Below are 22,304 nucleotides of genomic sequence, written 5' to 3'. Positions count from 1 at the left end.
CTACCAGCCCGAGGCGGTGAGCACGACGGAGGTCTGCGCGGCGTCGCCCCAGGCCAGCTCGCGCAGGAGGCTCAGCGCCCCCTCCTCGGGGTCGATCAGGCCGATCCCGCGGCGGGCGTACTCGGCGGTCAGCTCGGGCGTCACCATGCCGCCGTGCGCGCCGACCGGGGCCCACGGTCCCCAGTGCACCGTCAGCCCCCGGTGCCCGGTGGCCTGCGACCAGCGGGTGGCCATCGCGTCGAGCGCGTCGTTGGCGGCCGCGTAGTCGCTCTGGCCGCGGTTGCCGTACGCAGCGGCGATGCTGCCGAACATCACCACGAACCGCGGCTCAGCCCCGCAGGCGTCCAGGGCGTCGAGCACCGACCGGGCGCCGTCGACCTTGGTGCGGAACACCCGCTCGAAGGAGGCCGGGTCCTTGTCGCCGATCAGCTTGTCCTCGATGATCCCGGCCGCGTAGACCAGGCCGTCGATGCGGCCGTGCTCGTCGTGGACCCGCTTGACGAACCGGCGGGTGGCCTCGTCGTCGCGGACGTCCAGCGAGTGGTAGCGCACCTGTGCCCCGAGCTCGGTCAGCTCCGCCACGGTGGCGTTGACCTCGCGGGCGGCGAGGAGTGCCGAGGCGGTGCGGTCGATCTCGGCCGGCGAGCGCATGCCACGCCGCGCCAGCGCCGCCCGCAGCGCCGCCTTGTCAGCGGCGGCAGCCAGCTCCGGGTCCTCGTCCGTCTGCGGCAGCGGGGTGCGGCCCACCAGCTCGATCCGGCACCGGGAGGCGGCGGCGACCGTACGCGCGAACCACGGCGTGATGCCCCGGGCCCCGCCGATCAGCACCACGACCGAGTCCTGGTCCAGCCCGATCGCCCGCGCCTCGGCCACCCCGTCGCCGGCCGGCCCGGCACCGCCGTCGGCCAGCATGCCCAGCCCGGCCTCGGTGAGCCGGCCCACCAGCCGCCCGTCCGCGCGGCGGTGCACGACCGGCGCCGTCGTCGTGTCGTGCAGCTCCTCGACCAGGCCGCGCGCGATCTCGTCGGCGGACGCCCCGGCGCTCACCTCGACGTAGCGGGCGACCGTCTCCGGGTACTCCCGGGCGATCGTGCGGAACAGGCCGGTCAGCCCGTCCGTCCGCGCGCCGCCCTGCTCCGGGCCGGCGGCGACGAGCCAGCGGGGGCCGGCGGCCAGCGCCTTCTTGAGGAATCCGAACGCGTCCGGCAGCAGCGGCCCGGCACCCTCGGCCAGTCCGTCGAGGAGCACGACGCCGTCCGCCCCGGCCGGCTCGTCGGCGGTCGACCCGGTCGTCGCCTGCGCGCCGGACTCGGCGAGCAGCTCGGCCAGGCGGTCGCCGCTCGCGCCGCCGCCGGTGACAAGGAAGCGGGTCCCGGCGAGCCCCGGTGCGGTCGCCTCCGCCGGCGCCGCCGCCTCCAGGCGTGTCACCAGCCGCTGCGGCGCGATACCGGCCCGGGGCGGCGGCTCGCTCGCCTCGACCCTGACCGGTGACTCGGCGACCGCCGGGGCGGCCGGTCCGGCCGGCTCGGCCGGTGCGTTGATCTTCGAGTCGAGCCAGCTCACCATCGCCCGTACCGTGCGGGCCTTGACCAGGTCCTCCAGCTCCGACTCGTCACCCTCGACGGCCAGACCCAGCTTGTTCGCCACCTCACCGGCCACCTCGGCCCGCTTGATCGAGTCCACGCTCAGGTCCGCCTCGAGGTCCAGGTCGAGCTCGATCAGCTCCTCCGGGTAACCCGTGCGCTCACTGATCACCGCCAGGACCGCGCTCTGCACGTCGATCGCCGGGGCGGCGGCCACCACCGGTGCGGCGGCGACCGGTGCCGTCGCGGGCGCGGACGCGTTGATGCGGGTGTCCAGCCAGCTCACCATCGCCCGTACCGTGCGGGCCTTGACCAGGTCCTCCAGCTCCGACTCGTCACCCTCGACGGCCAGACCCAGCTTGTTCGCCACCTCACCGGCCACCTCGGCCCGCTTGATCGAGTCCACGCTCAGGTCCGCCTCGAGGTCCAGGTCGAGCTCGATCAGCTCCTCCGGGTAACCCGTGCGCTCACTGATCACCGCGAGCACGGCGCTCTGCACGTCCAGGCCCGGGTGCGCGGCCGGCGCGGGCGCGAGCAGCGCCTCCGTCTCGGCGATCGTCGGATAGTGCACCGCCGCCGCGGGAGCGGCCGCGGGCGCCGGCGACACGGGAGCCGACATAGGCGCCGCGACAGGCACCAGCGCCTGCACCGGTGCGGCCTCCCCCGGCTGCCAGACCAGGCGACCGCCGCCCGAGCCCTCGCCCAGGTATGCGAGCAGCACGTCGCGCTGGGTCGCGATCAGGTCCCGGCTCGTCCGCAGGAACTCGCTGACGAGCTCGCTGCGGTTGTCACGGGCGCCCTCGGGCCCCGGCACTGCGGTCATCGTGAACTCCTCGATCTCGATGCGCCGGGCGGGTGTCATCCCGCCGGGCAGGCACTGTCCGTCGCGATCGCGCACGGCCTGGCCGTCGACGGTCCAGGTGGGACGGTGGGACGCAGGGACGGCCGGGCCGGCGGTGTCGCGCCCGGCGAAGAGCCAGCCGGTCTCCACGGGTACGCCCGCACAGGCCAGCTCGGCGGCGGCGGTGAGCAGGGCGCGCAGCCCCTGCCCCGGGCGGCCGTCGACGGTGACGACCAGGTGCGGGCGGGCGCCGAGCACGGCACCGACCAGGCCGGTGAGCACCTGTCCCGGACCCGCCTCGACGAAGACGCGGGCGCCGGCGGCGTACATGGCCTCGACCTGCTCGACGAAGCGGACCGGGGCACCGATCTGGGCGGCCAGCCCGGCGCGCACGGCGTCGGCCTCCGCCGGGTACGGCTCGGCGCTCCGGTTGGACCACACCGGCACCTCCGGCGCGCCGATGGCCCGGGTGGCGAGCACGTCGGCGAAGGCGGCGGCCCCGCCCGCCACCACCGGGCTGTGGAACGCGGCCGCGACCGGGATGCCACGGGCCCGCAGCCCGGCCTCCGTCAGCGCGTCCGTGGCCCGCCCGACGGCCTCGGTCGGACCGGAGATGACGACCTGCTTGGGCGCGTTGTGGTTCGCCAGCACCACCTCACCCGCGAGTCCTGCCGCGGCGAGCACGTCGCGCACCTGGTCGGCGGTGCCCCTGATGGCGGCCATGGTGCCCGGGTCGTCCCCGACGGCGGCGAGGATGGCGGCGGCCCGCTCCCGGCTCAGGTCGAGCAGCGTGGCGGGGTCGAAGGCGCCCGCGGTGCACAACGCCACCAGCTCGCCGTAGCTGTGCCCGCCGGCCATGTCCGGGCGTACGCCGAGGCGGCGCAGCACGTGGTCGGCGGCGAGACCGCCGATGCCGAGGACCGGCTGGGCGACGCGGGTGTCGCGTACCCGATCCTGCTGGGCCTTCTCCGTCTCCTCGTCGAACGCGGCCGGCGGGAAGAGCAGGTCGGCCCACTCCCTGCCGAGCTCCAGGTATTCCCGCAGCTCGGGGAAGGCGACGAACAGGTCGGCGAGGGCGCCCGGCTTCTGGCTGCCCTGGCCGGGGAACAGGAACGCGACCTTGCCGGTCTCGGTGGCGGCCGGCGGCTGGATCAGGCCCCTGCGCGGGTCGTGCTCGCCGCCGAGCGCGCGGCGCAGCAGGTCGGCCAGGTCGTCGACGTCGGACGCGACCACCGCGATGCGCACCGGACCGGTCCGCGGGTCCGACTCGCGGGCCGACGCGGCGGCCAGCTCCCGCACAGGCCCCGTGCCGGGCAGCTTGTCGAGCAGCTTGCTGACGCTGCGCCGGGCGGCCTCCACCGTGGTCCCGCGGAACATGAACAGCTCGGCCGGCCACTCCTGGCGGGTGTGCCGGGGGTCGGCGGTGGCCGCGTGGGCGCTGAGCACCACGTGGAAGTTGGTGCCGCCGAAGCCGAACGCGCTGACCCCGGCGATCCGCTCGGACGCGGGCGCGGCCCACGGGCGGGTCTCGGTGTGGAAGGCGAACGGGCTGGCCTCCGGGCTCCACGCCGGGTTCGGCCGGCTCAGCCCGATCGTCGGCGGCTTCACGCCGGTGTGCAGGGCGAGCGCCGCCTTGATGACGCCGGCCATGCCCGCCGCGCACTTGGTGTGGCCGATCTGCGACTTGACCGAGCCGAGCACCGTGCCGCCCGGGCGCGCCCCGGACTCGGTGAACAGCCGGGTCAGCGTCTCCAGCTCGGTACGGTCACCGACCACGGTCCCGGTGCCGTGCGCCTCGACCATCCCCACCTCACTCGGCGAGATGCCCGCGCCGCCGTACGCCCGATCCAGCGCCCGCCGCTGGCCCTCCGCGCGCGGAGCGGTCAGGCCGAGCGCCCGTCCGTCGCTGGCGCCGCCGAGGCCCTTGACTACGGCGTACACGCGGTCGCCGTCCCGCTCCGCGTCGGCGAGCCGCTTGAGGACCACCGCCGCGACGCCCTCGCCCAGCGCGATGCCGTCGCCGGTGCTGTCGAACGTGCGGCACCGGCCGGTCGGCGAGAGCGCATGCGCCGAGGTGAACATGAGGTAGTCGTTGATGCCGTTGTGCAGGTCCGCGCCGCCGCAGATCATCAGGTCGCTGTCGCCGGCGACCAGTTCCTTGCAGGCCGAGTCCATGGCGGCCAGCGAGGAGGCGCACGCGGCGTCCACCGTGTAGTTGGGGCCGCCGAGGTCGAGCCGGTTGGCGACCCGGCCGGCGATGACGTTCGCCAGCACCCCGGGGAAGGTGTCCTCGGTGACCGTCGGCAGCAGGTCCTCGAACTGCTCGGGGAGGTCGCCGAGGTAGCCGGGCAGCAGCGTCCGCAGCGTCTGGGTCTGGCTCATGTCGCTGCCCGCCTCGGCACCGAACACCACGCCGGTCCGGCCGTGGTCGTGACCCGAGTCGTACGCGTACCCCGCGTCGAGCAGGGCCCGGTGCGAGATCTCCAGGGCGAGCAGCTGGGTCGGGTCGATGCTGGCCAGCGCCGCCGGCGGGATGCCGTACTTGATGGCGTCGAACGGCACCGGGTCGATGAAGCCGCCCCACTTGGAGACGGTGATCCGGCCGGTTTGTCCGGGGCCGACCTCGGGCGCGTAGTACGTGTCGACGTCCCACCGGTCGGCGGGCACCTCGCCCACCCTGTTGGCGCCGCTGACGACGGTCTCCCAGAAGCTCGCCAGGTCGGGCGAGCCCGGGAAGACGCAGGCCATGCCGACGATCGCGATGTCCAGCGGGTCGACGACCTCCGGCTCGAGCACCGGGTCGAGCCCCAGGTCGGCCCGCAGGCCGGTGACGCGGTCGGCGTGGGTGGCCGCGGCCGCGGCGGTGACCTGCTCGTGCAGGCCGGCGATCGTGGTCGCGGAGTCGCGCAGGACCGCGACCTGGCCGGCCATGAACAGCCCCTCGGCCGCCTGAGTGGTTTCGTCGACGCCGACCAGCTGGTCGCCGTCGCGGGTCACGCCCTTGCTGGCGATCCGCAGCCGGCCCACGTTCAGCATCTCGAGCTGCTCCCAGACGACCCGGTTCTCCACGCCGGCGGCCTCGAGCTGGTCGCGCAGGCCGTGGAAGTCGTCGACGAACGCCGACTCCAGGCAGCGGGTCGCGTGGCCGGGGGCGGTCTCGAGCAGCGCGGTAGCCGTCGCCTCGATCGCCTGCTGCTGGAACAGTGGCTGGATCGCTCCGTGCGTGACGGCTTCCTCGGTGAACAGGTACGCCGTACCCATCAGCACGCCGACCTGGGCACCGCGGCGGGTGAGCGGACCCGCCATCGCGGCCACCATCGCCGCGGACCGCTCGTCGTGGATGCCGCCGGCGAAGAAGACCTGCAGCTCGGCGGCCGTGCCCTCCGGCCGCCCGGCGAGGAACTCCGCGAGCACGCCGAGCTGCGCCTCCCACAGCGGGAAGCTGGCGCGCGGGCCGACGTGGCCGCCGCACTCGGCGCCTTCGAAGATGAACTTGCGCGAGCCGGCCTGCAGGAACTGCCGCAGCAGCCCGGGCGACGGCACGTGCAGGAACGAGCTGATCCCGTCGGCCTCCAGCCCCTTGGCCTGCGCGGGGCGGCCGCCGGCGATGATCGCCACGGCGGGCCGGATCTCGCGGATGACCTCGATCTGCGCGGCCCGCATCTGCTCCGGCGCGAAGCCGAGGACGCCCACGCCCCACGGCCGGTCGCCGAGCGCGGCGGCGGCCTCGGTGAGCATCCGCCGGCTCTGCTCGGCGTTCGCGAGGGCGAGGGCGATGAACGGCAGGCCGCCGCCGTCCGCGACGGACTTCGCGAAGCCGGCGACGTCGCTCACCCGGGTCATCGGGCCCTGCGCGACGGGCATATCGACGCCGAGGGTACGGGCCAGCGGCGCTCCCGGGCTCAGCGCCTCGCCGGCCTCCGCGTGGCCGAGCGCGTCCAGAATGGCGTCGCGCACGCTGCGTACGGCGGTGGCGGTGTCGGCGTACCGCTTGGCGAAGTCGGCGGCGAGCCAGCCGTCCTGACCGATCGGGAGCAGGACGCCGCCGACATCGAGTCCGCGTACGCCGTCCCGCAGCACCGTCTCGGTGCCGTCCATGCGACGGATCGCCGATTGCGCGTGATCGGACACAGTGGACTCTTGGAGCAAAATGATCTGACTGTCGAGCACCACACCCGCCGCCCCGCCGACGACGCAGGCCGCCGCCGTGTACGGCCCGATGCCACCGGCGGCCCAGACCGGCAGGTGCAGCCCGGTCCGGTCGCCGGCGAGCTGCTGGAGGAGCACGAAGGAGCTGAGGTCGCCGACCCGGCCACCGGACTCCATCCCGCGGGCGACCAGCCCGTTCGCGCCGGCGGCGGCGGCCGCCCGAGCCTCGGCGAGGCTGGTCACCTCCACCAGGACCCGGTAGCGCTCGGCCAGCTCGGCGACGTCCCATCCGGCGTCCGCGGTGACGATCACGAGCTCGACCGCGGCGCCGGCGACCCGCTCCAGGTCGGCGGGGGTGGCGGCGCAGGCGGCAGTGACGCGGACCCCGAGTCCCGCACCCGTGCGGCGCGCCGCCTGGGCCAGCACGCGCAGGCTCCACGCGTCGCCGGAGCGGAGGTCGAGGACGCCCACGCCGCCGGCCCGCGCGGCCGCTGCGACCTGGTGCGGGCTCGATTCCAGCCCGGGGCCGCCGCTGACGGCCAGCACCAGGGAGCTCGTCTGTCGCGCTGTCTTCATCGGACTCCCGCTTCGTGATTCGGACACGGTCGAACAGGGGGCGCAGGGGGATGAGGGGAACGAGAGATCTCGATACATGAATGTAGTTCGCAGCGGAGATTATCGATCTCTGATTACAAAACTGTTACACCTTCTCGATGGAAAAAGTGCAGAATTTTTCGTAGGGCGTGCATCTTCCCGGAGATATATCAGCCCAGCTCAGTAGGACTTCTGGGGATCGTCGGAGTGGTCGGCGACGGTCGCCGGAACGGCACTTCCCGTGGCCTCCCTACGGTTACGTAGGTTACGGTGACGTAGCCGTAGCTTCTTGAACTCTGAGAGGTGCCATGACCTCCGTCCGCGCCGAAGCGGCCACCCCCGCCGGCCCCAAACCGCTCACCGAGGGACCCCAGCCGCGCGGCATCCTCGTCGCGCTTTACGGCTTCGTGGTCATCCCGTTCCTCGCCGTCTTCGCGGCCGTGCCGGTCGCCTGGGGCGGATGGCTGACATGGACAGACGTCGTCATCGGCGTGGTCTTCTACCTCGTCGGCGGCCTCGGCATCACCGTCGGCTTCCACCGCTACTTCACCCACGGCTCCTTCAAGGCCAAGCGCTGGCTGCGCATCACGCTCGCGGTGGCCGGCTCGCTGGCCATCGAGGGCGGCATCATCCAGTGGGTCGCCGACCACCGGCGCCACCACGCCTTCAGCGACCAGGAGGGCGACCCGCACTCCCCCTGGCGCTACGGCACCGGCTTCTGGGCGCTGACCAAGGGCCTGTGGCACGCCCACATGGGCTGGCTCTTCAGCCGCGAGCTGTCCAACCGTGCCCGCTTCGCGCCGGACCTGCTCGCCGACCGGGACATCCGGATCGTCGACCGGCTCTTCCCCACCATCGTGATCTTCACGGTCCTCGCCCCGGCCGCCGTCGGCGGCCTCGTCACCTGGTCCTGGCGGGGAGCGCTGACCGCGCTCTTCTGGGCGGGCTTCGTGCGCATCGGCCTGCTGCACCACGTCACCTGGTCGATCAACTCGGTCTGCCACGTGTACGGCGAGCGCCCGTTCGAGGTACGCGAAGGAGACAAGGCGTCCAACTTCTGGCCTCTGGCAATCATCAGCTTCGGGGAGAGCTGGCACAACCTGCACCACGCTGACCCGACCTGCGCCCGGCACGGTGTCCTCCGTGGCCAGATCGACAGCTCGGCGCGGCTGATCTGGCTGCTCGAGAAGGCGGGCGCGGCCTCGCACGTACGCTGGCCGAAGCCGGACCGCATCGCCGCCAAGATGGTCAAGTCCGAAGCGTGACCGGCCGCGGCGGCACGCACGCGGGACCGTGGGACGGCGGCCCTGCTGGCAGGATGGCCGGGTGACCGAGCAGAGCGAGACCAGCAACCAGCCTCGAGGCCGCCGCGCACGCACCGTCGCGGCGTCGAGCCGGGCCGCGGCGACCCCTGCCACGTCCCGCGTCCGCATGTCCGCCGCGCAACGGCGCGAGCAGCTCATCGTCATCGGCCGTCAGCTCTTCGCCGAACGCGGCTTCGACGCCACGTCCGTGGAGGAGGTCGCGTCCCGCGCCAAGGTCTCCAAACCCGTCGTGTACGAGCACTTCGGCGGCAAGGAGGGCCTCTACGCAGTCGTCGTCGACCGGGAGGTGCGCGCCATGCTCGACCGGATCGCGGCGGCCCTCACCGCCGGCCACCCCCGCGAACTCCTCGAACAGGCGGCGCTCGCCCTGCTGGACTACATCGAGGACGAACCGCACGGCTTCCGGGTGCTGGTCCGCGAGTCCCCGGCCCTCCAGCCGGCGGGCAACTTCTCCAGCGTGATGAACGACGTGGCGCACCAGGTCGAACACATCCTCGGCGCCGAGTTCAAGTCGCGCGGCCTGGACCCCAAGTTCGCCGAGCTCTACTCGCAGGCGCTGGTGGGCATGGTGGCGCTGGTCGGCCAGTGGTGGCCCGAGGCCCGCAAGCCGAAGAAGGAGATGGTGGCCGCCCACCTGGTGAACCTGGCCTGGAACGGCCTGTCCCACCTCGAGGCGAAGCCGTCCCTGCTCACCCGCAAGACCCGCTGACCCTCGGCTCAGACCGGGTTGTGGGCCTGGGCGCTCTCCGTGCGGCCGGCCTCCGCGCTGCCGACCTTGCCGTACAGCCCGGCGGTCAGCACCACGAGACCGATCAGGGTCAGCACGATGACGTTCACCATCGAGGCGTTGAGGATGTTCGCGCCGGTCTGCATGAGTGCGAGCAGCACCATGGCGACTCCGAGCAGTCCCCAGCCGAGCACCACGGTGAGGTGGTGGTGGACGTTGCCGCCGAGCAGGACGGCGGCCAGGATCCCCAGCCCGACCAGGGTCGCCAGCCAGGCGCCGGCCGGGTTGGCGCGCAGCCCGAGCACCCAGTCGTGGCCGCGGTGGAAGAACGGGTCACCCCAGGTCGCGGCGATGGCCAGGACGCCGAAGAGGATCAGGAACGCCCCGGCGGCACCGGCGAGCGCACGGTAGGCCGGCCGGAGATGGTGGTTGAGGGGGTAGTGAGCCATCAGGCGTTCTGCGCCTCGCGGACCTGCCGCGGCGCACCGGCCTGCGACGAAGGCGCGATCTTGCTGTACTGACCGGCCATGATGAGCACCAGGCCGACCAGGTACGTCACGACGACGGTGGCGATGCTGAAGTCCAGGAAGTTGGCGTCCGTCCGCAGCGCGGCGAGCTCATAGCTGCCGACGACCAGCAGGCCCCAGCCGAAGTACTTGTCGACCAGGACGTCGGAGTTGCGCCCGAGGACTGTGGCGATCAGCACGATCACGCCGATCAGCAGCGAGACGATCGACCAGAACAGATTGGCGTGCTGGCCGAGCACCCGGTCGCCGCCGTTGCCGAACATGCCGTCGCCCGCGGTGACGATGATCCCCACGATGCCGAAGAGGATCAGGTAGACGCCGGTCAGCGCGCCCAGGGCGCGGTAGATCGGCCGCAGCGGGTGATTGACCGGAGTGTGCGCCATGGTGTCCGTCTCCAACGTCGGTGTGTGTCACGAAGATTCTCGCGCATCGCGGTGACGCCCGCAGGAGCACCCCCGGATCAAGCGTCGGACACCCGCTCGGCCAGCTCCAGCCAGGCCTCCTCGACCTGCGCACGCTCCCCCTGGACCGCCTTCAGCTGGGCGTCCAGCTCCATGACCTTGTCGTAGTCGCTGCCGTGCTCGGCGAGGCCCTCGTTGATCTTCGCGATCCGGTCCTCGAGCTTGGCGAGCTGCCGCTCGAGCTTGCCGAGATCCTTCTTGGCCGTCCGCACCTCGGCCGCCGACATGCCCGCCGGCTCCTCCGGCGCAGCGATGCCGCTGCCGGCCCCGCCGGTCGCCGTCGGGCCGATGGAGACGGCGGAACTTCCCAGACGCGCCAGGTATTCGTCGACACCGCCCGGCAGGTGCACCAACCGGCCGTCGCCGAACATCCCGTACGCCGTGTCGGTCACGCGCTCGACCAGGTAGCGGTCGTGGCTCGCCACCACCATCGTCCCGGGCCAGGAGTCGAGCAGGTCCTCCAGTGAGGCCAGGGTGTCGGTGTCGAGGTCGTTGGTCGGCTCGTCGAGCAGCAGCACGTTCGGCTCCGCGGCGAGCAGGCGGAGCAGCTGCAACCGGCGCCGCTCACCGCCCGAGAGGTCGCTGACCGGGGTCCAGATGCGCTTGTCGGTGAAGCCGAAGACCTCGGCCAGCTGGCCCGCCGACAGCTCCCGGTCGCCGAGCTTGACCCGCTTGGCCACCTCCTCGACCGCTTCGAGCAGGCGCAGCTGCCCCGGCAGCTCCCGGAGCTCCTGGGAGAGGAACGCCGGCCGCACCGTCGAGCCGGTGACCAGGCGCCCGCCGTCCGGCTTCGTGATGCCCGCGAGCAGGCGTAGCAGCGTGGTCTTGCCCGCGCCGTTGGCACCCAGGATCGCGATGCGGTCGCCGGGCCCCACCTGCCAGGTCAGATCCGAGAAGATTGTCTTCGGGCCGGCCTGGAGGCGGACGTCCGCCAGGTCGTACACCTGTTTGCCCAGCCGGGTGGTGGCCAGCCGCTGGAGGCTGACCTTGTCGCGCACCGGCGGCACGTCCGCGATCAGCGCGTTGGCCGCGTCGATCCGGAACTGCGGCTTCGAGGTACGCGCCGGCGGGCCGCGTCGCAGCCACGCGATCTCCTTGCGGAGCAGGTTCTGCCGGCGGGCCTCGATGGAGGCGGCCACCCGCTGGCGTTCGGCGCGGGCCAGGGTCCAGGCCGCGTAGCCGCCCTCGTACGTGAGCACCTGCTCGTCCACGACCTCCCACGTCGCGGTGCACACAGCGTCGAGGAACCAGCGGTCGTGGGTGACGACCACCAGCGCGCCGCGGCGGCCGAGCAGGTAATGGGCGAGCCAGTCGACGCCGGCGACGTCGAGGTGGTTGGTCGGCTCGTCGAGGATCAGCAGGTCGGACTCGCGCACCAGCAGAGCGGCGAGGGCCACCCGGCGGCGCTCGCCACCGGACATGGGGCCGACCGGGGTGTCGAGCCCCAGGTAGCCCATGCCGAGCCCGTCGAGGATCGCGCGGACCCCGGCGTCGCCGGCCCACTCGTGCTCGGCGCCCATGTCCTCGGCGAGCCAGGCGGTACCGAGCACGACGTCGCGTACGGTCGCGTCGGCGGCGAGGGTGAGATTCTGCGGGAGTGCGGCGACACGCACGTCGCGCCGGTGGGTGACCCGGCCGGAGTCGGGGTCCTCCACCTTGGCGAGCATCCGCAGCAGGGTGGACTTCCCGGCGCCGTTCAAGCCGACGATGCCGACCCGGGCGTCGTCGTCGAGCCCGAGAGAGACGTCGGTGAGCAGCTGACCGGCGGCGCCGTAACCCTTGTTGACCCGGTCCAGATTGACGATGTTGGCCACGATGCCGTCAAGCCTACCTTGTCTCGCGACAAGTCCCGGACGCCGGGTTGCTCACACCGCCCGGGCGCCCGGCATCGGTCCGCGGGCCGCCACCGCCGTACGGCAGACACCCGCCTCCGACAGCCGCGACGCGACCTCCTCGGCGTGCGGGCCGTCGGTGGCCAGGAACACGCACGTCGGACCGGACCCGGAGACGATCCCCGCCACCGCGCCCGCCTCGTACCCCGCCTTGAGCACGTCCGCGAGCGCCGGACGCAGCGACAGCGCCGCCGGCTGGAGATCGTTGGCGAGCGCGGCCCCCAGCACCTCCGCCTTGCGCTGGCGCAGCGCGGTCATCAGTTCGTCGGGGCTCTCCAGCGGGGTGGGCGGCCACGGGCTGTCGCGCAGCCGATCGAGCTCGCCGTAGACCGCCGGGGTGGACAGGCCGCCGTCGGCGATCGCCACCACCCAGTGCCAGGTCGTCGGTCGCGCGAGGATCGGGCTGACCGTCTCGCCGTGGCCGGTGCCCAGTGCCGTGCCGCCGTGCAGCAGGAACGGCACGTCCGAGCCGAGCTCGGCGCCGATCTCGGCCAGCTCGTCCTTGCTGAAGCCGGTGCCCCAGAGCAGGTCGCAGGCGAGCAGGGTGGCCGCCGCGTCGGCGCTGCCTCCGGCGAGGCCGCCGGCCAGCGGGATGGTCTTGCGCAGGTGCAGGCGGGCATGGGCGGGCACGCGGGCCTTGTGCGCCAGGGCCCGGGCCGCCCGGATGATCAGGTTGCTCTCGTCCAGCTCGAGCTCGCCGGCGCCCTCGCCCTCCATGGTCAGTGCGAGGGTGTCGCCGCGGCGCGCGGTCAGCTCGTCGAACAGGCTGATCGCGTGGTAGACGGTGCTGAGCTCGTGGAAGCCGTCGGCACGCAACGGGCCCACGCCGAGGTGCAGATTGATCTTGGCCGGCACCCGTACCCGGACCGGCCCGGCGAACCGGCGCGGCTTGTCGTCGTCCGGCCCCCACGCCTCCGTCACGGAGCGATGCCCGGGGTCGCCGGCTCGGGTGTCCGCGGGCGCACGACACATCGCGAACTCGCCGTGGTCATGAGTCCACCTCCTCGTGCCGCCTGCTGGACGCGCTGAGCTTACCGCCGTACCCGAGGGAGATCGCGGCAGCCGCGACCGCGGCGAACTCGGCCACCGGGAGCGCCTCACCCCGGGCCTGGGGGTTGACCCCGGCCGCCACCAGGACCTGTTCGGCGCGGTCGGCGCCACCGGCCCACCCGGCCAGCGCCGCGCGCAACGTCTTGCGCCGCTGCGCGAACGCCGCGTCGACCACCTGGAAGACCGCCGCGCGCGGCACGTCGAAACCCCGTTCCCGGCGGGTGAAGGCGACGAGACCGGAGTCGACGTTGGGGACGGGCCAGAAGACCGCCGGGGGTACGCGACCAGCAGCGCGAGCGTCCGCATACCAGGCGAGCTTGACCGACGGCACGCCGTACACCTTCGATCCGGGGCCGGCGATCAGGCGGTCCGCCACCTCCTTCTGGACCATGACGAGCCCGCCCCGCAGCGTCGGCAGGACGGCGAGCAGGTGCAGCACGACGGGGACCGCGACGTTGTACGGGAGATTGGCGACGAGCATGGTCGGCGCGGGCGAGAAGGCGCCCGCGGTGACCTTGAGCGCGTCGGCGGGGTGCACCGTCAGCTTCGCGGCACCGCCCCGCTCGGCGACGGTCGAGGGCAGCGCGGCGGCGAGCACCGGGTCGATCTCCACCGCGTGGACGTGGGCCGCCGCGCCGAGCAGGCCCAGCGTGAGCGAACCGAGCCCGGGGCCGACCTCGAGGACGACGTCGTCGCCGGTCAGCCCGGCCGCCGCAACGATGCGCCGTACGGTGTTGGGATCGTGCACGAAGTTCTGGCCGAGCTTCTTCGTCGGCGCGACCCCGAGCCGCGCGGCGAGCTCCCGGATCTCTGCCGGGCCGAGCAGTGCATCAGCCATGACGCCACAGCCTACGGCGCGGCCCACCTGCCGCAGCGCCGCCACCGGTGACAACGCCCCGCCCTCCGCGCGCCGGCCCGAAATCCCCGGGCCGTGGGCAACCGACAGCCGGCGCGGACCGGCACCGCGGCCCCGCGACATGCGGGCGGGAGGGCGCCGTTCGCATGACCCTGGCTCACGGGGCAGCGGCGACGTGCGCGGAAGGGGTACAACGAGGGGCATGACGGAGCTGCTCGAGCTACGCGGCGTGGTGGAGGCGACACCGGACGAGGTCGCGGCGGTGCTGCTCGACGCCCGGCCCGGCGGGCGGTCGCCGATCGCGGCCACCGGCTCCGCCAAGCCGGCCAAGGGCGACGAGTTCACCGTCACCAAGGACGGCAGCATGATCACCGTGACGATCGACCGGGCCGCCCGCTCGGTCGTCCAGCAGGGTGAGTGGTGGTATCGCGGGGTCACCAGCGTCGAGCCGGACGAGCGGGGCTCGCTGGTCGTCTACCGCATCTTCAACGTCGCCCCGGGGCACCGCTGGGCGGTCCGCTTCGTCTCCCGCGGCCCGCTGCACGCCGCACCGACGGCCTTCGCCAAGCTCCTCGGCGGGCTCGGCGAACGCCTCGACTGCGCCGCCTACCCCTTGCCCGCCTGAGGCCGGTCGGTCAGCTCCAGGAGCCGAAGACCCGCTCACCGTTGGCGGAGATGGCCGCGCAGAGGTCGTCCAGGTCACGACCGGTCACCTCGGCCAGCGCCCGTACGGTCAGCGGAATCAGGTACGAGGCGTTGGGGCGCCCCCGGTACGGCACCGGCGTCAGGTACGGCGCATCCGTCTCGACCAGCATCTGCTCCGGCGGCGTCACGAGGGCGGCGGCGCGCAGATCAGCGGCGTTCGCGAAGGTCACCGTTCCCGCGAAGCTCAGCAGGTAGCCCCGGCGTACGCACTCGGCGGCGAAGTCCGCGTCGCCCGAGAAGCAGTGCAGGACCACGGTGTCCGGCGCGCCCTCCTCGTCGAGGACGCGCAGCACGTCCCCGTGGGCGTCGCGGTCGTGGATGACCAGCGCCTTGCCGTACCGCTTGGCGATCGCGATGTGGGCGCGGAAGCTGCGCTCCTGGGCGGGACGGCCGGCTTCGCCCGTACGGAAGGAGTCGAGGCCCGTCTCACCCAGCCCGCGCACCCGCGGCTCGGCCGCGAGGGTCTCGATCTCGCGCAACGCCTCGTCGAGGTCGGCCACGACCGGCGCCTCGTTGGGGTGCAATGCCACGGTCGCGAGCACCGAAGGGTGGCGTGCGGCCAGCTCCGCGCCCCACCGCGACGAGGCGACGTCGACGCCGACCTGCACGAGGCGGTCCACTCCGGACTTCGCGGCGGCGGTGATCAGTGCCTCGACCGGGTCGGCGGCGCCGCCGCCGGGCATCCCCGCCTCGTGGACCGTGATGTCCAGGTGGGTGTGGCTGTCGAAGACCGGTACGGCCAGCGGCTCGGGCGGGGGCGGGAACTCCCCGGCACGACGGGCGGAACGCTTCTTGCGGGACTCGGACGGTTGCGTGTTCATCGCGGTCCAGCATCACACAGGTCCGGGTAACCCCGCGTTCACCCAGCAGCAACGACCTTCCTCTATGTTGCGACGGGTGACCCTGACCGGTGAGGACTCCACCGTCGGCGCCGACCCTCTCGAGCCGCCGCTGATGGCGCCGCTGCGCCGTGACCTCACCTGGGCACAGGTGCAGTTCATGAGCCAGTCCGTGGGGCACCGGCAGGACCCGGTGCTGCAACGCATCCGGGCCACGGCCGCGGTCCGCCGCGGCACCCGAATGATCAAGGTGCTCTCGGCCGCCCAGCTGGCCGGGCATCTGGCCGGCTGGCTGCCGTACGGCTTCTGCTACCGCGCCTGCGACATCGCCCACCTGCGCACCCCGGCCGAGCTCTCGCTGCTGCGCACCGACGGCGCGGGCGAGGACTCGGTCGCGTACGCCCTGCGCTGGCGAGCCACCGACCCGATCGACTTCGAGATCCCGATGGGCGCGGCCCAGTCCGGGCTGCCCGCCCTGCCAGCACACTCCCGGGTCGGCGCGATGGTGCTCGGCACCGGCTTCACGCCCAGCACCGACGACCTGATCCCGGAGTTCGTCACCGCGGGCTTCGCCGACCTGCCGATGCCGGCCAACGCCCAGCTGCTGGCCTATCCGGGCACCGGCGACGAGGTCGTGCTCTACACCTACCAGCCGGAGCAGCACGGCTGGCTGCGGCTGGCCGGACCGCGATGGCGGCACCTGCTCGAGGGGGTGCCCGGGATCAGCCCGGACCGCGAGTACGTGCCCTGCACCGACGCGGGCTCGGCCACCCTGGTCGGCCGGATCAACGACAACGAGTACCAGGCCATCGCCGACCCGCCGGACGACTTCCGGGTACGCGCCCTGACCCGCGCGGCCCGCTACTCCGTGCAGACGCTGGCCCGCCGCGCCGAGCAGGCGCTGTGGCGCAACGTCCCGGTCTGGGTGCTGCAGCGCGACGAGAGCTGGGCACGCCTGCGCCTCGTCCGCCCGGACGCCGACTCGGTCGCGTCGGTCGGTGCGCGTTGCTACGAGCGAGGGGTGTACGAGGTGTGGGCACCCGTGCGCGAGCTCACCGACCACCACATCGCCGAGCTGCCGTACCAGCTCTGACACGGCGACGCGGGGCCCGGCGATGCGCCGGACCCCGCGTTACTCGTCAGTCTTGCTTCAGCTGCGGGTGATCTTCGCGTTGACGGAGGACCACTTGCTGGTGTTGTCGGCCCAGTCCCACGCCCTGGCGTCGACGTACAGCTTGCCCTTCTTGAGGCCGCTCAGCTTCAGCGACCACTTGCCCCCGGCGGCCTTCAGCGCGATCGGGACGCAGTCGTTGAACTCCTCGACGGAGTAGACGCGCTTCCACTTGCGCTGCGGGGTGAAGCAGTACGCCTTGGTGCCGCTGATGCGCGACGCCCAGACGTAGACGTACGGCACGCCGGCGCCCTTGTCGGTGACGGTGCCGCGGGCGTACTTCCAGGACTTGAGCCGGTTGGCGCTGCCCGGCTTCTTGACCTTGACGACCGGCTTCCAGCTGTCCTTCTTGAGGTTCACCTTGCCGACGGTGAGCGCGGACGACGCGCCGTTGCCGTTGGTGAAGGTGGCCCGCAGGGTGACCTCGCCGCGGACCAGGCCGCCGCTCTTGCGGTGGTAGTAGAAGCCGGTGAACGACTGGTTCCGGCCGCTCAGGTCGCTCGTGTAGCCGTCACCCCAGTCGAACCGGATCTTGGTGGTGCCGGCCGGGACGGCGCTGATCGTGACCTTGACCCTCTGCCCGGACCAGAGGTCGTGCTTGTCCAGCTTGAACTTGCCGGGCGTGGTCACCTTCACCGTGCTGGCGGACGCCGTCGCCGTGCTGGTGTTGCCGGCGGCGTCCGTCAGGGTGAGCGTGATCGTGAAGGCGCCGTTCTTCGTGTACTGCTTCTTGATCGGCGCCTGGCCCGCGACGAGCGTGCTCGAGGTGCCGTCGCCCCAGCTCACCACGCGGCTGATCGCTTCCGGGGCGCTGGTGTCATCGTGGATCGGGCCCTGGGTCAGGGTGACCCGCTGGCCCACCCACAGCGACGTGGTGCTGAGCGCGAACACGCCGACCGGCGCGGTGACGTCCGAGGCCGGGTCGGTCGGGCCGGACGGGTCCGGCGTCGGCTCGGACGGGTCCGGCGTGGCGCCGGACGGCTCCGGCGCCGGGTTCGTGGGCGGGTCGGACGGTTCCGGCGTCGGCTCGGACGGGCCCGGCGTGGCGTCGGACGGGTCCGGCGTGGGGTTCGACGGGTCCGGCGTCGGGTCGGACGGCGGCGGCACCGAGGAGGGCAGTGACGACGGCGTGGGCGGCGGAGTCACCGGCGGCGGAGTCGGCGTCGGGAGACTCGGCGTCGGGAGGGTGGGCTCGTCGCCGAGCGCCGCGCGGGCGGCGATGGACGATGCTCGGTCGTCGGAGGCGAAAGCGGGCGAGGCACCGATGGCGCCGGCTGCCAGCAGCGCCCCGCCGACGACAGCGGCGAGCAGCGGGCGCGAAACACGTACGTACAAGGGAACTCCTTCGAGGGGTGACCTTGACGAAGGAGACATGACGACACGGCACGGCCCGCGTCCGCGATGGAACGCAGTCGTACCGACGAAACGCAGCCGTTCCCCCGTGGTCGGGGCTGAACGTACCCGATGATCACAACGTCGATCAATCCGTTGTTCGCCCGGCATGACGAAGCCCACCGATGCCTGGGGCGTCGGTGGGCCTCGTGGCCGTACGGTCAGGAGCCGAGTCGCTCCAGCTCTTCCTCCACGACGGAGGGTTCCAGCTTGCGGAACACGGGCTTGGGCGCGGCCAGCGGCGTACCCGCCACCAGCGGCACCGACTCCCACCGCGCGCCGCTCGTGTAATCACCCGTCAGCACCGGATACCCCGGTCCGCCGTCCAAGTCCTCGACCTCCACGATGGACGGCATCGGCGCGTGCACACCCGTGCCGCCGAGCAGCTCGTGGACCTTCTGCGCGGAGTGCGGCAGGAACGGGGTGAGCAGCGTGTTCGCGTCGCTGACCACCTGGAGGGCCACGTGCAGGATCGTGCCCATCCGCGGCTTGGACGCCTCGTCCTTGAGCTTCCAGGGCGCCTGGTCGGAGAGGTATTTGTTCGCCTCGGCGACCACCCGCATGGCCTCGCCGATGGCCGCCTTCTGGCGGTGCCTGCCGATCAGGTCGCCGACGGTGGCGAAGCCCGTGCGGGCCACCTCGAGCAGCGCCCGGTCGTCGTCGGTCAGCTCGTCCGCCTCGGGGATCGCACCGAAGTTCTTCGCCGCCATCGAGATCGACCGGTTGACCAGGTTGCCCCAGCCCGCGACGAGCTCGTCGTTGTTGCGCCGGACGAACTCGGCCCAGGTGAAGTCGGTGTCGTTCGACTCGGGCCCGGCCGCGGCGATGAAGTAGCGCAGGGCGTCGGCGTCGTAGCGTTCGAGGAAGTCGCGGACGTAGATGACGACCTTGCGCGACGACGAGAACTTGCGGCCCTCCATCGTCAGGTACTCGCTCGAGACCACCTCGGTGGGCAGGTTCAGCGCGCCCAGGGAGCCGGGGTTGCCGCCCTTGTCGCCCTCGCCGGAGTACCCGAGCAGCAGCGACGGCCAGATCACCGAGTGGAAGACGATGTTGTCCTTGCCCATGAAGTAGTAGCCGAGCGACTCCTCCTGCCACCACCGCCGCCAGGCGTCCGGGTCACCGGAGCGCCGCGCCCACTCGATGGAGGCCGACAGGTAGCCGATGACCGCGTCGAACCAGACGTAGATGCGCTTGTCGCTGCGGTCGCTCCAGCCGTCCAGCGGAATCGGTACGCCCCATTCCAGGTCGCGGGTGATGGCCCGGGGCTGGAGATCGTCGAGCAGGTTCCGGGAGAACTTGAGCACGTTGGGGCGCCAGCCCTCGCGGGTGTCGAGCCACTTGCCCAGCGCCTCGGCGAACGCCGGCAGGTCGAGGAAGAAGTGCTCGGTCTCGACGAACTCCGGCGTCTCCCCGTTGATCCGCGAGCGCGGGTTGACCAGCTGCTCGGGGTCGAGCTGGTTGCCGCAGTTGTCGCACTGGTCGCCACGGGCGCTCTCGTAGCCGCAGATCGGGCACGTGCCCTCGATGTAGCGGTCGGGCAGGGTGCGCCCGGTCGAAGGCGAGATCGCGCCCAGCGTGGTCTTGGCGACGATGTAGCCGTTCTCGTGCAGGCCGGTGAACAACTCCTGCACGATGGCGTAGTGGTTGCGCGTCGTCGTACGGGTGAAGAGGTCGTACGACAGGCCGAGCCCGTGCAGGTCCTCGACGATCACCCGGTTGTAGCGGTCGGCGAGCTCACGCGGCGTGACCCCGTCGGCGTCGGCCTGCACCTGGATCGGCGTGCCGTGCTCGTCGGTGCCGGAGACCATGAGCACGTCGTGGCCGGACATCCGCATGTACCGGCTGAACACGTCGGAGGGCACTCCGAAGCCGGAGACATGACCGATGTGGCGCGGGCCGTTGGCGTAGGGCCAGGCGACCGCGGCGAGAACGTGGCTCATGCCGTCCAAGCGTAGTGACTCCCGGGGTCGCCCCGCGAACGGATAGCCATCAGCCCTTTTTGCCCCGACACGCCCGTCATGTTCCGGAATCGCGGCGAACCCCGTAGTCCAATGGGAACCATGACCGGAGACGCGCCGCAGCCTGGGAAAACGCCGCGCACCGAGGGCGACCCGTGGAGTTGGTCCGACCCGGGCACCGGCGCCTGGTGGCGCGGGGAGGGCGCACCGCCGTCCGCGGGCCCCCGGCGTGCCGAGCCGGCCACGCCCACGATGGCACCGCCCGCGATCACCCAGCACTCCGGCGAGGCGGCCGACGCTCACCAGGCCGGCACCGAAGACGCGACAGCGGCCCTGGCCCCGGAGGAGGCGGCCGACGCACCCGTCAAGCCCGTCGAGAGCAGGCACGACGAGGTGGATGCCGAGCGTTTCAACGCCGAGGGCACGGCCAAGGCCTACGCGCCCAAGGACGCCACGATCGTGGACCTGCTGGCCGCCCTGCCCCAGGAGGAGTCCGCGCCGGCCGCCGGCACCGGCTCCGCCGACGAGGTCCAAGCGGCGGCTGCGGCCGTACCGGATGTGATGGTCCTTCCGGAACCGGACGGCAACCGGCCGACGGTGGTCCTGGACCGCGGAGCCGTGCCGGGTCAGGGCACTGCGGGCCGGCCGCGGCTCAATCCCGCGCGCACCGACCGGGCCATCCAGGATCGGGTACGGGCAGAGCGAACGTCCGCGCTCCTGGAGACCTCACCGTTCTGGCTCGACGAGGACCAGCGACCGGCGCCGGAGGAGGTTCCGGAGCCGCCGCCCTCGCGCCCCGCCCGCCCGCCGAGGCGAAGAAGCCGTGACCCGCGCCGCCCGGTCAGCGGCCTGCTGGCGCTGCTCGTTCTCGCCCTGGTGGCCATGTTCTTCTCCTGGGTGAGCGCCGAACCGTTCTGGCTGGCGGTCGGGCACGGCCGGCCGGGCACCGCGACCGTGGCCGGATGCACCGGCTCCGGGGTGACGCAGCGCTGCACCGGCGAGTTCACCACGGCCGACGGCGCCTACACCGTGCGCCCGATCGCCCTCTTCGGGGTCGAGCCGGGCCTGCGAGCCGGTTCCGTCGTCCCGGCCCGGATGGTCAGCACGGACAGCCGCCAGGCGTACGTGGGCGCGACCGGCGTACTCGTGCACCTGCGCTGGTCCCTGGGCTTCGTGCTGGTGGCGCTCTGCGGCCTGGGCATCGCCGGCCTCACCGGGGTGCGGCGGCTGGAGTCCGCCCGGGCCCGCCGCGCCGCGCTGCTGGTCAGCCTCGCCGGGCCGCTCACCCTCCTGGCCGGCTTCCTCGTCACCGCCTACTGAGCGGCATGCACCAACGCGTAGACCTCGCGCTTGCGCAGTCCGTGCACGTCGGCGACCGCCTGGATGGCGTCCCGTCGCGACGCGCCTGCGGCCTCCCGCTCGGCGACCGCCGCGCGTAGCTCCTCGTCGGCCGGCCGCTCGGCCGGGCCGGCGGGCGCGCCGGCCACCACGACGGTGATCTCCCCGCGCGGCCCGGCCTCGGCGGCCCAGGTGGCCAGCTCGCCGAGCGCCCCGCGGCGGATCTCCTCGTACGTCTTCGTCAGCTCCCTGCAGACCGCGCCGGCCCGCTCGGCGCCGAAGACTCCGGCCAGGTCCTCGAGCATCCCGGTGATCCGGTGCGGCGCCTCGAAGAACACCAGCGTGCGCGGCTCGGCGGCGAGCTCGCGCAGGCGGGACCGGCGGCCCGAGCCCGAACGGGGCAGGAAGCCCTCGAAGCAGAACCGGTCGCTGGGCAGCCCGGACAGCGCCAGCGCGGTCGTGACGGCACTCGGGCCGGGCGCGGCGGTGACCGGGAAACCGGCGTCCAGGGCGGCCCGCACCAGGCGGTACCCCGGATCGGAGACGCTGGGCATGCCACCGTCGGTGACCACCGCGACGACAGCGCCGCCGCGCAGGGCCTCGACCAGGTCCGGCGTACGGCGTTCCTCGTTGCCCTCGAAGTACGACACGATTCGCCCGCCGACCGTGACGCCGAGGTCCCGGGCCAGGCGGGTGAGCCGGCGGGTGTCCTCCGCGGCGACGATGTCCGCGCTCGCCAGCACGTCACGCAGCCGGGCGGAGGCGTCACCGATGTTGCCGAGCGGCGCACCGACCAGCACGACCCGACCGGAACCGTTCTCGTCCACGACCCGAGTCCATCACACTTGCGGCCCGCCGCCGCCTCCAGGCACCGGGGTACTGGACGGGCGGCC

Annotated in this window: 15 protein-coding genes; 5 read left to right on the top strand and 10 right to left on the bottom strand. The window is 72.9% G+C overall.

Going from position 1 to position 22,304, the window contains the following annotated elements:
• On the bottom strand, positions 1–7,149 hold the full coding sequence (locus AB0368_RS22030; protein ID WP_366155781.1) for an SDR family NAD(P)-dependent oxidoreductase: 7,149 nt from the start codon (positions 7,147–7,149) through the stop codon (positions 1–3).
• 326 nt (positions 7,150–7,475) lie between these two features.
• Here AB0368_RS22030 and AB0368_RS22025 point away from each other — a divergent pair, with 326 nt between their 5' ends.
• Positions 7,476–8,432 carry an acyl-CoA desaturase gene (locus tag AB0368_RS22025; protein WP_366155780.1) on the top strand — a complete coding sequence of 319 codons (957 nt, stop codon included), beginning with the start codon at positions 7,476–7,478 and terminating at the stop codon, positions 8,430–8,432.
• A gap of 166 nt (positions 8,433–8,598) precedes the next feature.
• Positions 8,599–9,201 (top strand): TetR/AcrR family transcriptional regulator, encoded by a 603-nt coding sequence (locus AB0368_RS22020; RefSeq protein WP_366155861.1) that lies wholly within the window; start codon positions 8,599–8,601, stop codon positions 9,199–9,201.
• A gap of 8 nt (positions 9,202–9,209) precedes the next feature.
• Here the strand turns inward: AB0368_RS22020 and AB0368_RS22015 are convergent, their stop codons facing one another.
• From AB0368_RS22015 to rsmA, 5 genes are all read right to left on the bottom strand, one after another.
• Positions 9,210–9,668 carry a DUF4383 domain-containing protein gene (locus AB0368_RS22015; RefSeq protein ID WP_366155779.1) on the bottom strand — a complete coding sequence of 153 codons (459 nt, stop codon included), beginning with the start codon at positions 9,666–9,668 and terminating at the stop codon, positions 9,210–9,212.
• Positions 9,668–10,129, bottom strand: a complete 462-nt coding sequence (locus AB0368_RS22010) for a DUF4383 domain-containing protein (protein ID WP_366155778.1) — start codon at positions 10,127–10,129, stop codon at positions 9,668–9,670. The genes AB0368_RS22015 and AB0368_RS22010 overlap by 1 nt, the downstream gene beginning before the upstream one ends.
• Positions 10,130–10,206: 77 nt before the next feature.
• Entirely contained in the window at positions 10,207–12,021 is a 1,815-nt protein-coding gene (locus AB0368_RS22005) for an ABC-F family ATP-binding cassette domain-containing protein (protein WP_366155777.1), read from the bottom strand.
• Between the two features lie 51 nt (positions 12,022–12,072).
• On the bottom strand, positions 12,073–13,020 hold the full coding sequence (locus AB0368_RS22000) for a 4-(cytidine 5'-diphospho)-2-C-methyl-D-erythritol kinase (RefSeq protein ID WP_366155776.1): 948 nt from the start codon (positions 13,018–13,020) through the stop codon (positions 12,073–12,075).
• Between the two features lie 67 nt (positions 13,021–13,087).
• Positions 13,088–13,987 carry a 16S rRNA (adenine(1518)-N(6)/adenine(1519)-N(6))-dimethyltransferase RsmA gene (gene rsmA / locus AB0368_RS21995; protein WP_366155775.1) on the bottom strand — a complete coding sequence of 300 codons (900 nt, stop codon included), beginning with the start codon at positions 13,985–13,987 and terminating at the stop codon, positions 13,088–13,090.
• Positions 13,988–14,207: 220 nt separating this feature from the next.
• On the opposite strand from rsmA, the gene AB0368_RS21990 reads away from it, so the two are divergent.
• Positions 14,208–14,630, top strand: a complete 423-nt coding sequence (locus AB0368_RS21990) for a hypothetical protein (protein WP_366155774.1) — start codon at positions 14,208–14,210, stop codon at positions 14,628–14,630.
• A 10-nt stretch (positions 14,631–14,640) separates the two neighbouring features.
• On the opposite strand, the gene AB0368_RS21985 is transcribed toward AB0368_RS21990, so the two are convergent.
• Entirely contained in the window at positions 14,641–15,531 is an 891-nt protein-coding gene (locus AB0368_RS21985) for a TatD family hydrolase (RefSeq protein WP_366155773.1), read from the bottom strand.
• 76 nt (positions 15,532–15,607) lie between these two features.
• Here AB0368_RS21985 and AB0368_RS21980 point away from each other — a divergent pair, with 76 nt between their 5' ends.
• A complete protein-coding gene (locus tag AB0368_RS21980) occupies positions 15,608–16,642 on the top strand; it encodes a hypothetical protein (protein WP_366155772.1) in 1,035 nt (344 codons plus the stop codon).
• A 57-nt stretch (positions 16,643–16,699) separates the two neighbouring features.
• Here AB0368_RS21980 and AB0368_RS21975 read toward each other — a convergent pair whose 3' ends face one another.
• Together AB0368_RS21975 and metG are read right to left on the bottom strand one after the other, a co-directional pair.
• A complete protein-coding gene (locus AB0368_RS21975; protein ID WP_366155771.1) occupies positions 16,700–18,055 on the bottom strand; it encodes a PKD domain-containing protein in 1,356 nt (451 codons plus the stop codon).
• A 218-nt stretch (positions 18,056–18,273) separates the two neighbouring features.
• Positions 18,274–20,055: a methionine--tRNA ligase gene (metG, locus tag AB0368_RS21970; RefSeq protein ID WP_366155770.1), complete on the bottom strand. Its 1,782-nt coding sequence runs from the start codon at positions 20,053–20,055 to the stop codon at positions 18,274–18,276.
• 120 nt (positions 20,056–20,175) lie between these two features.
• Here metG and AB0368_RS21965 point away from each other — a divergent pair, with 120 nt between their 5' ends.
• The gene (locus tag AB0368_RS21965) at positions 20,176–21,393 is read left to right on the top strand and encodes a hypothetical protein (RefSeq protein ID WP_366155769.1); all 1,218 of its coding nucleotides are present in this window, start codon (positions 20,176–20,178) and stop codon (positions 21,391–21,393) included.
• Here the strand turns inward: AB0368_RS21965 and rsmI are convergent.
• Entirely contained in the window at positions 21,387–22,238 is an 852-nt protein-coding gene (rsmI, locus tag AB0368_RS21960; protein WP_366155768.1) for a 16S rRNA (cytidine(1402)-2'-O)-methyltransferase, read from the bottom strand. The genes AB0368_RS21965 and rsmI overlap by 7 nt on opposite strands.
• Positions 22,239–22,304: the final 66 nt, after the last annotated feature.

It is taken from the genome of Actinoplanes sp. NPDC051475 (genome assembly GCF_040689425.1).
Taxonomy (GTDB): domain Bacteria; phylum Actinomycetota; class Actinomycetes; order Mycobacteriales; family Micromonosporaceae; genus Actinoplanes.
Note: the sequence above shows the minus strand (reverse complement) of the source record. Positions and strands in the feature narration are given on the sequence as shown.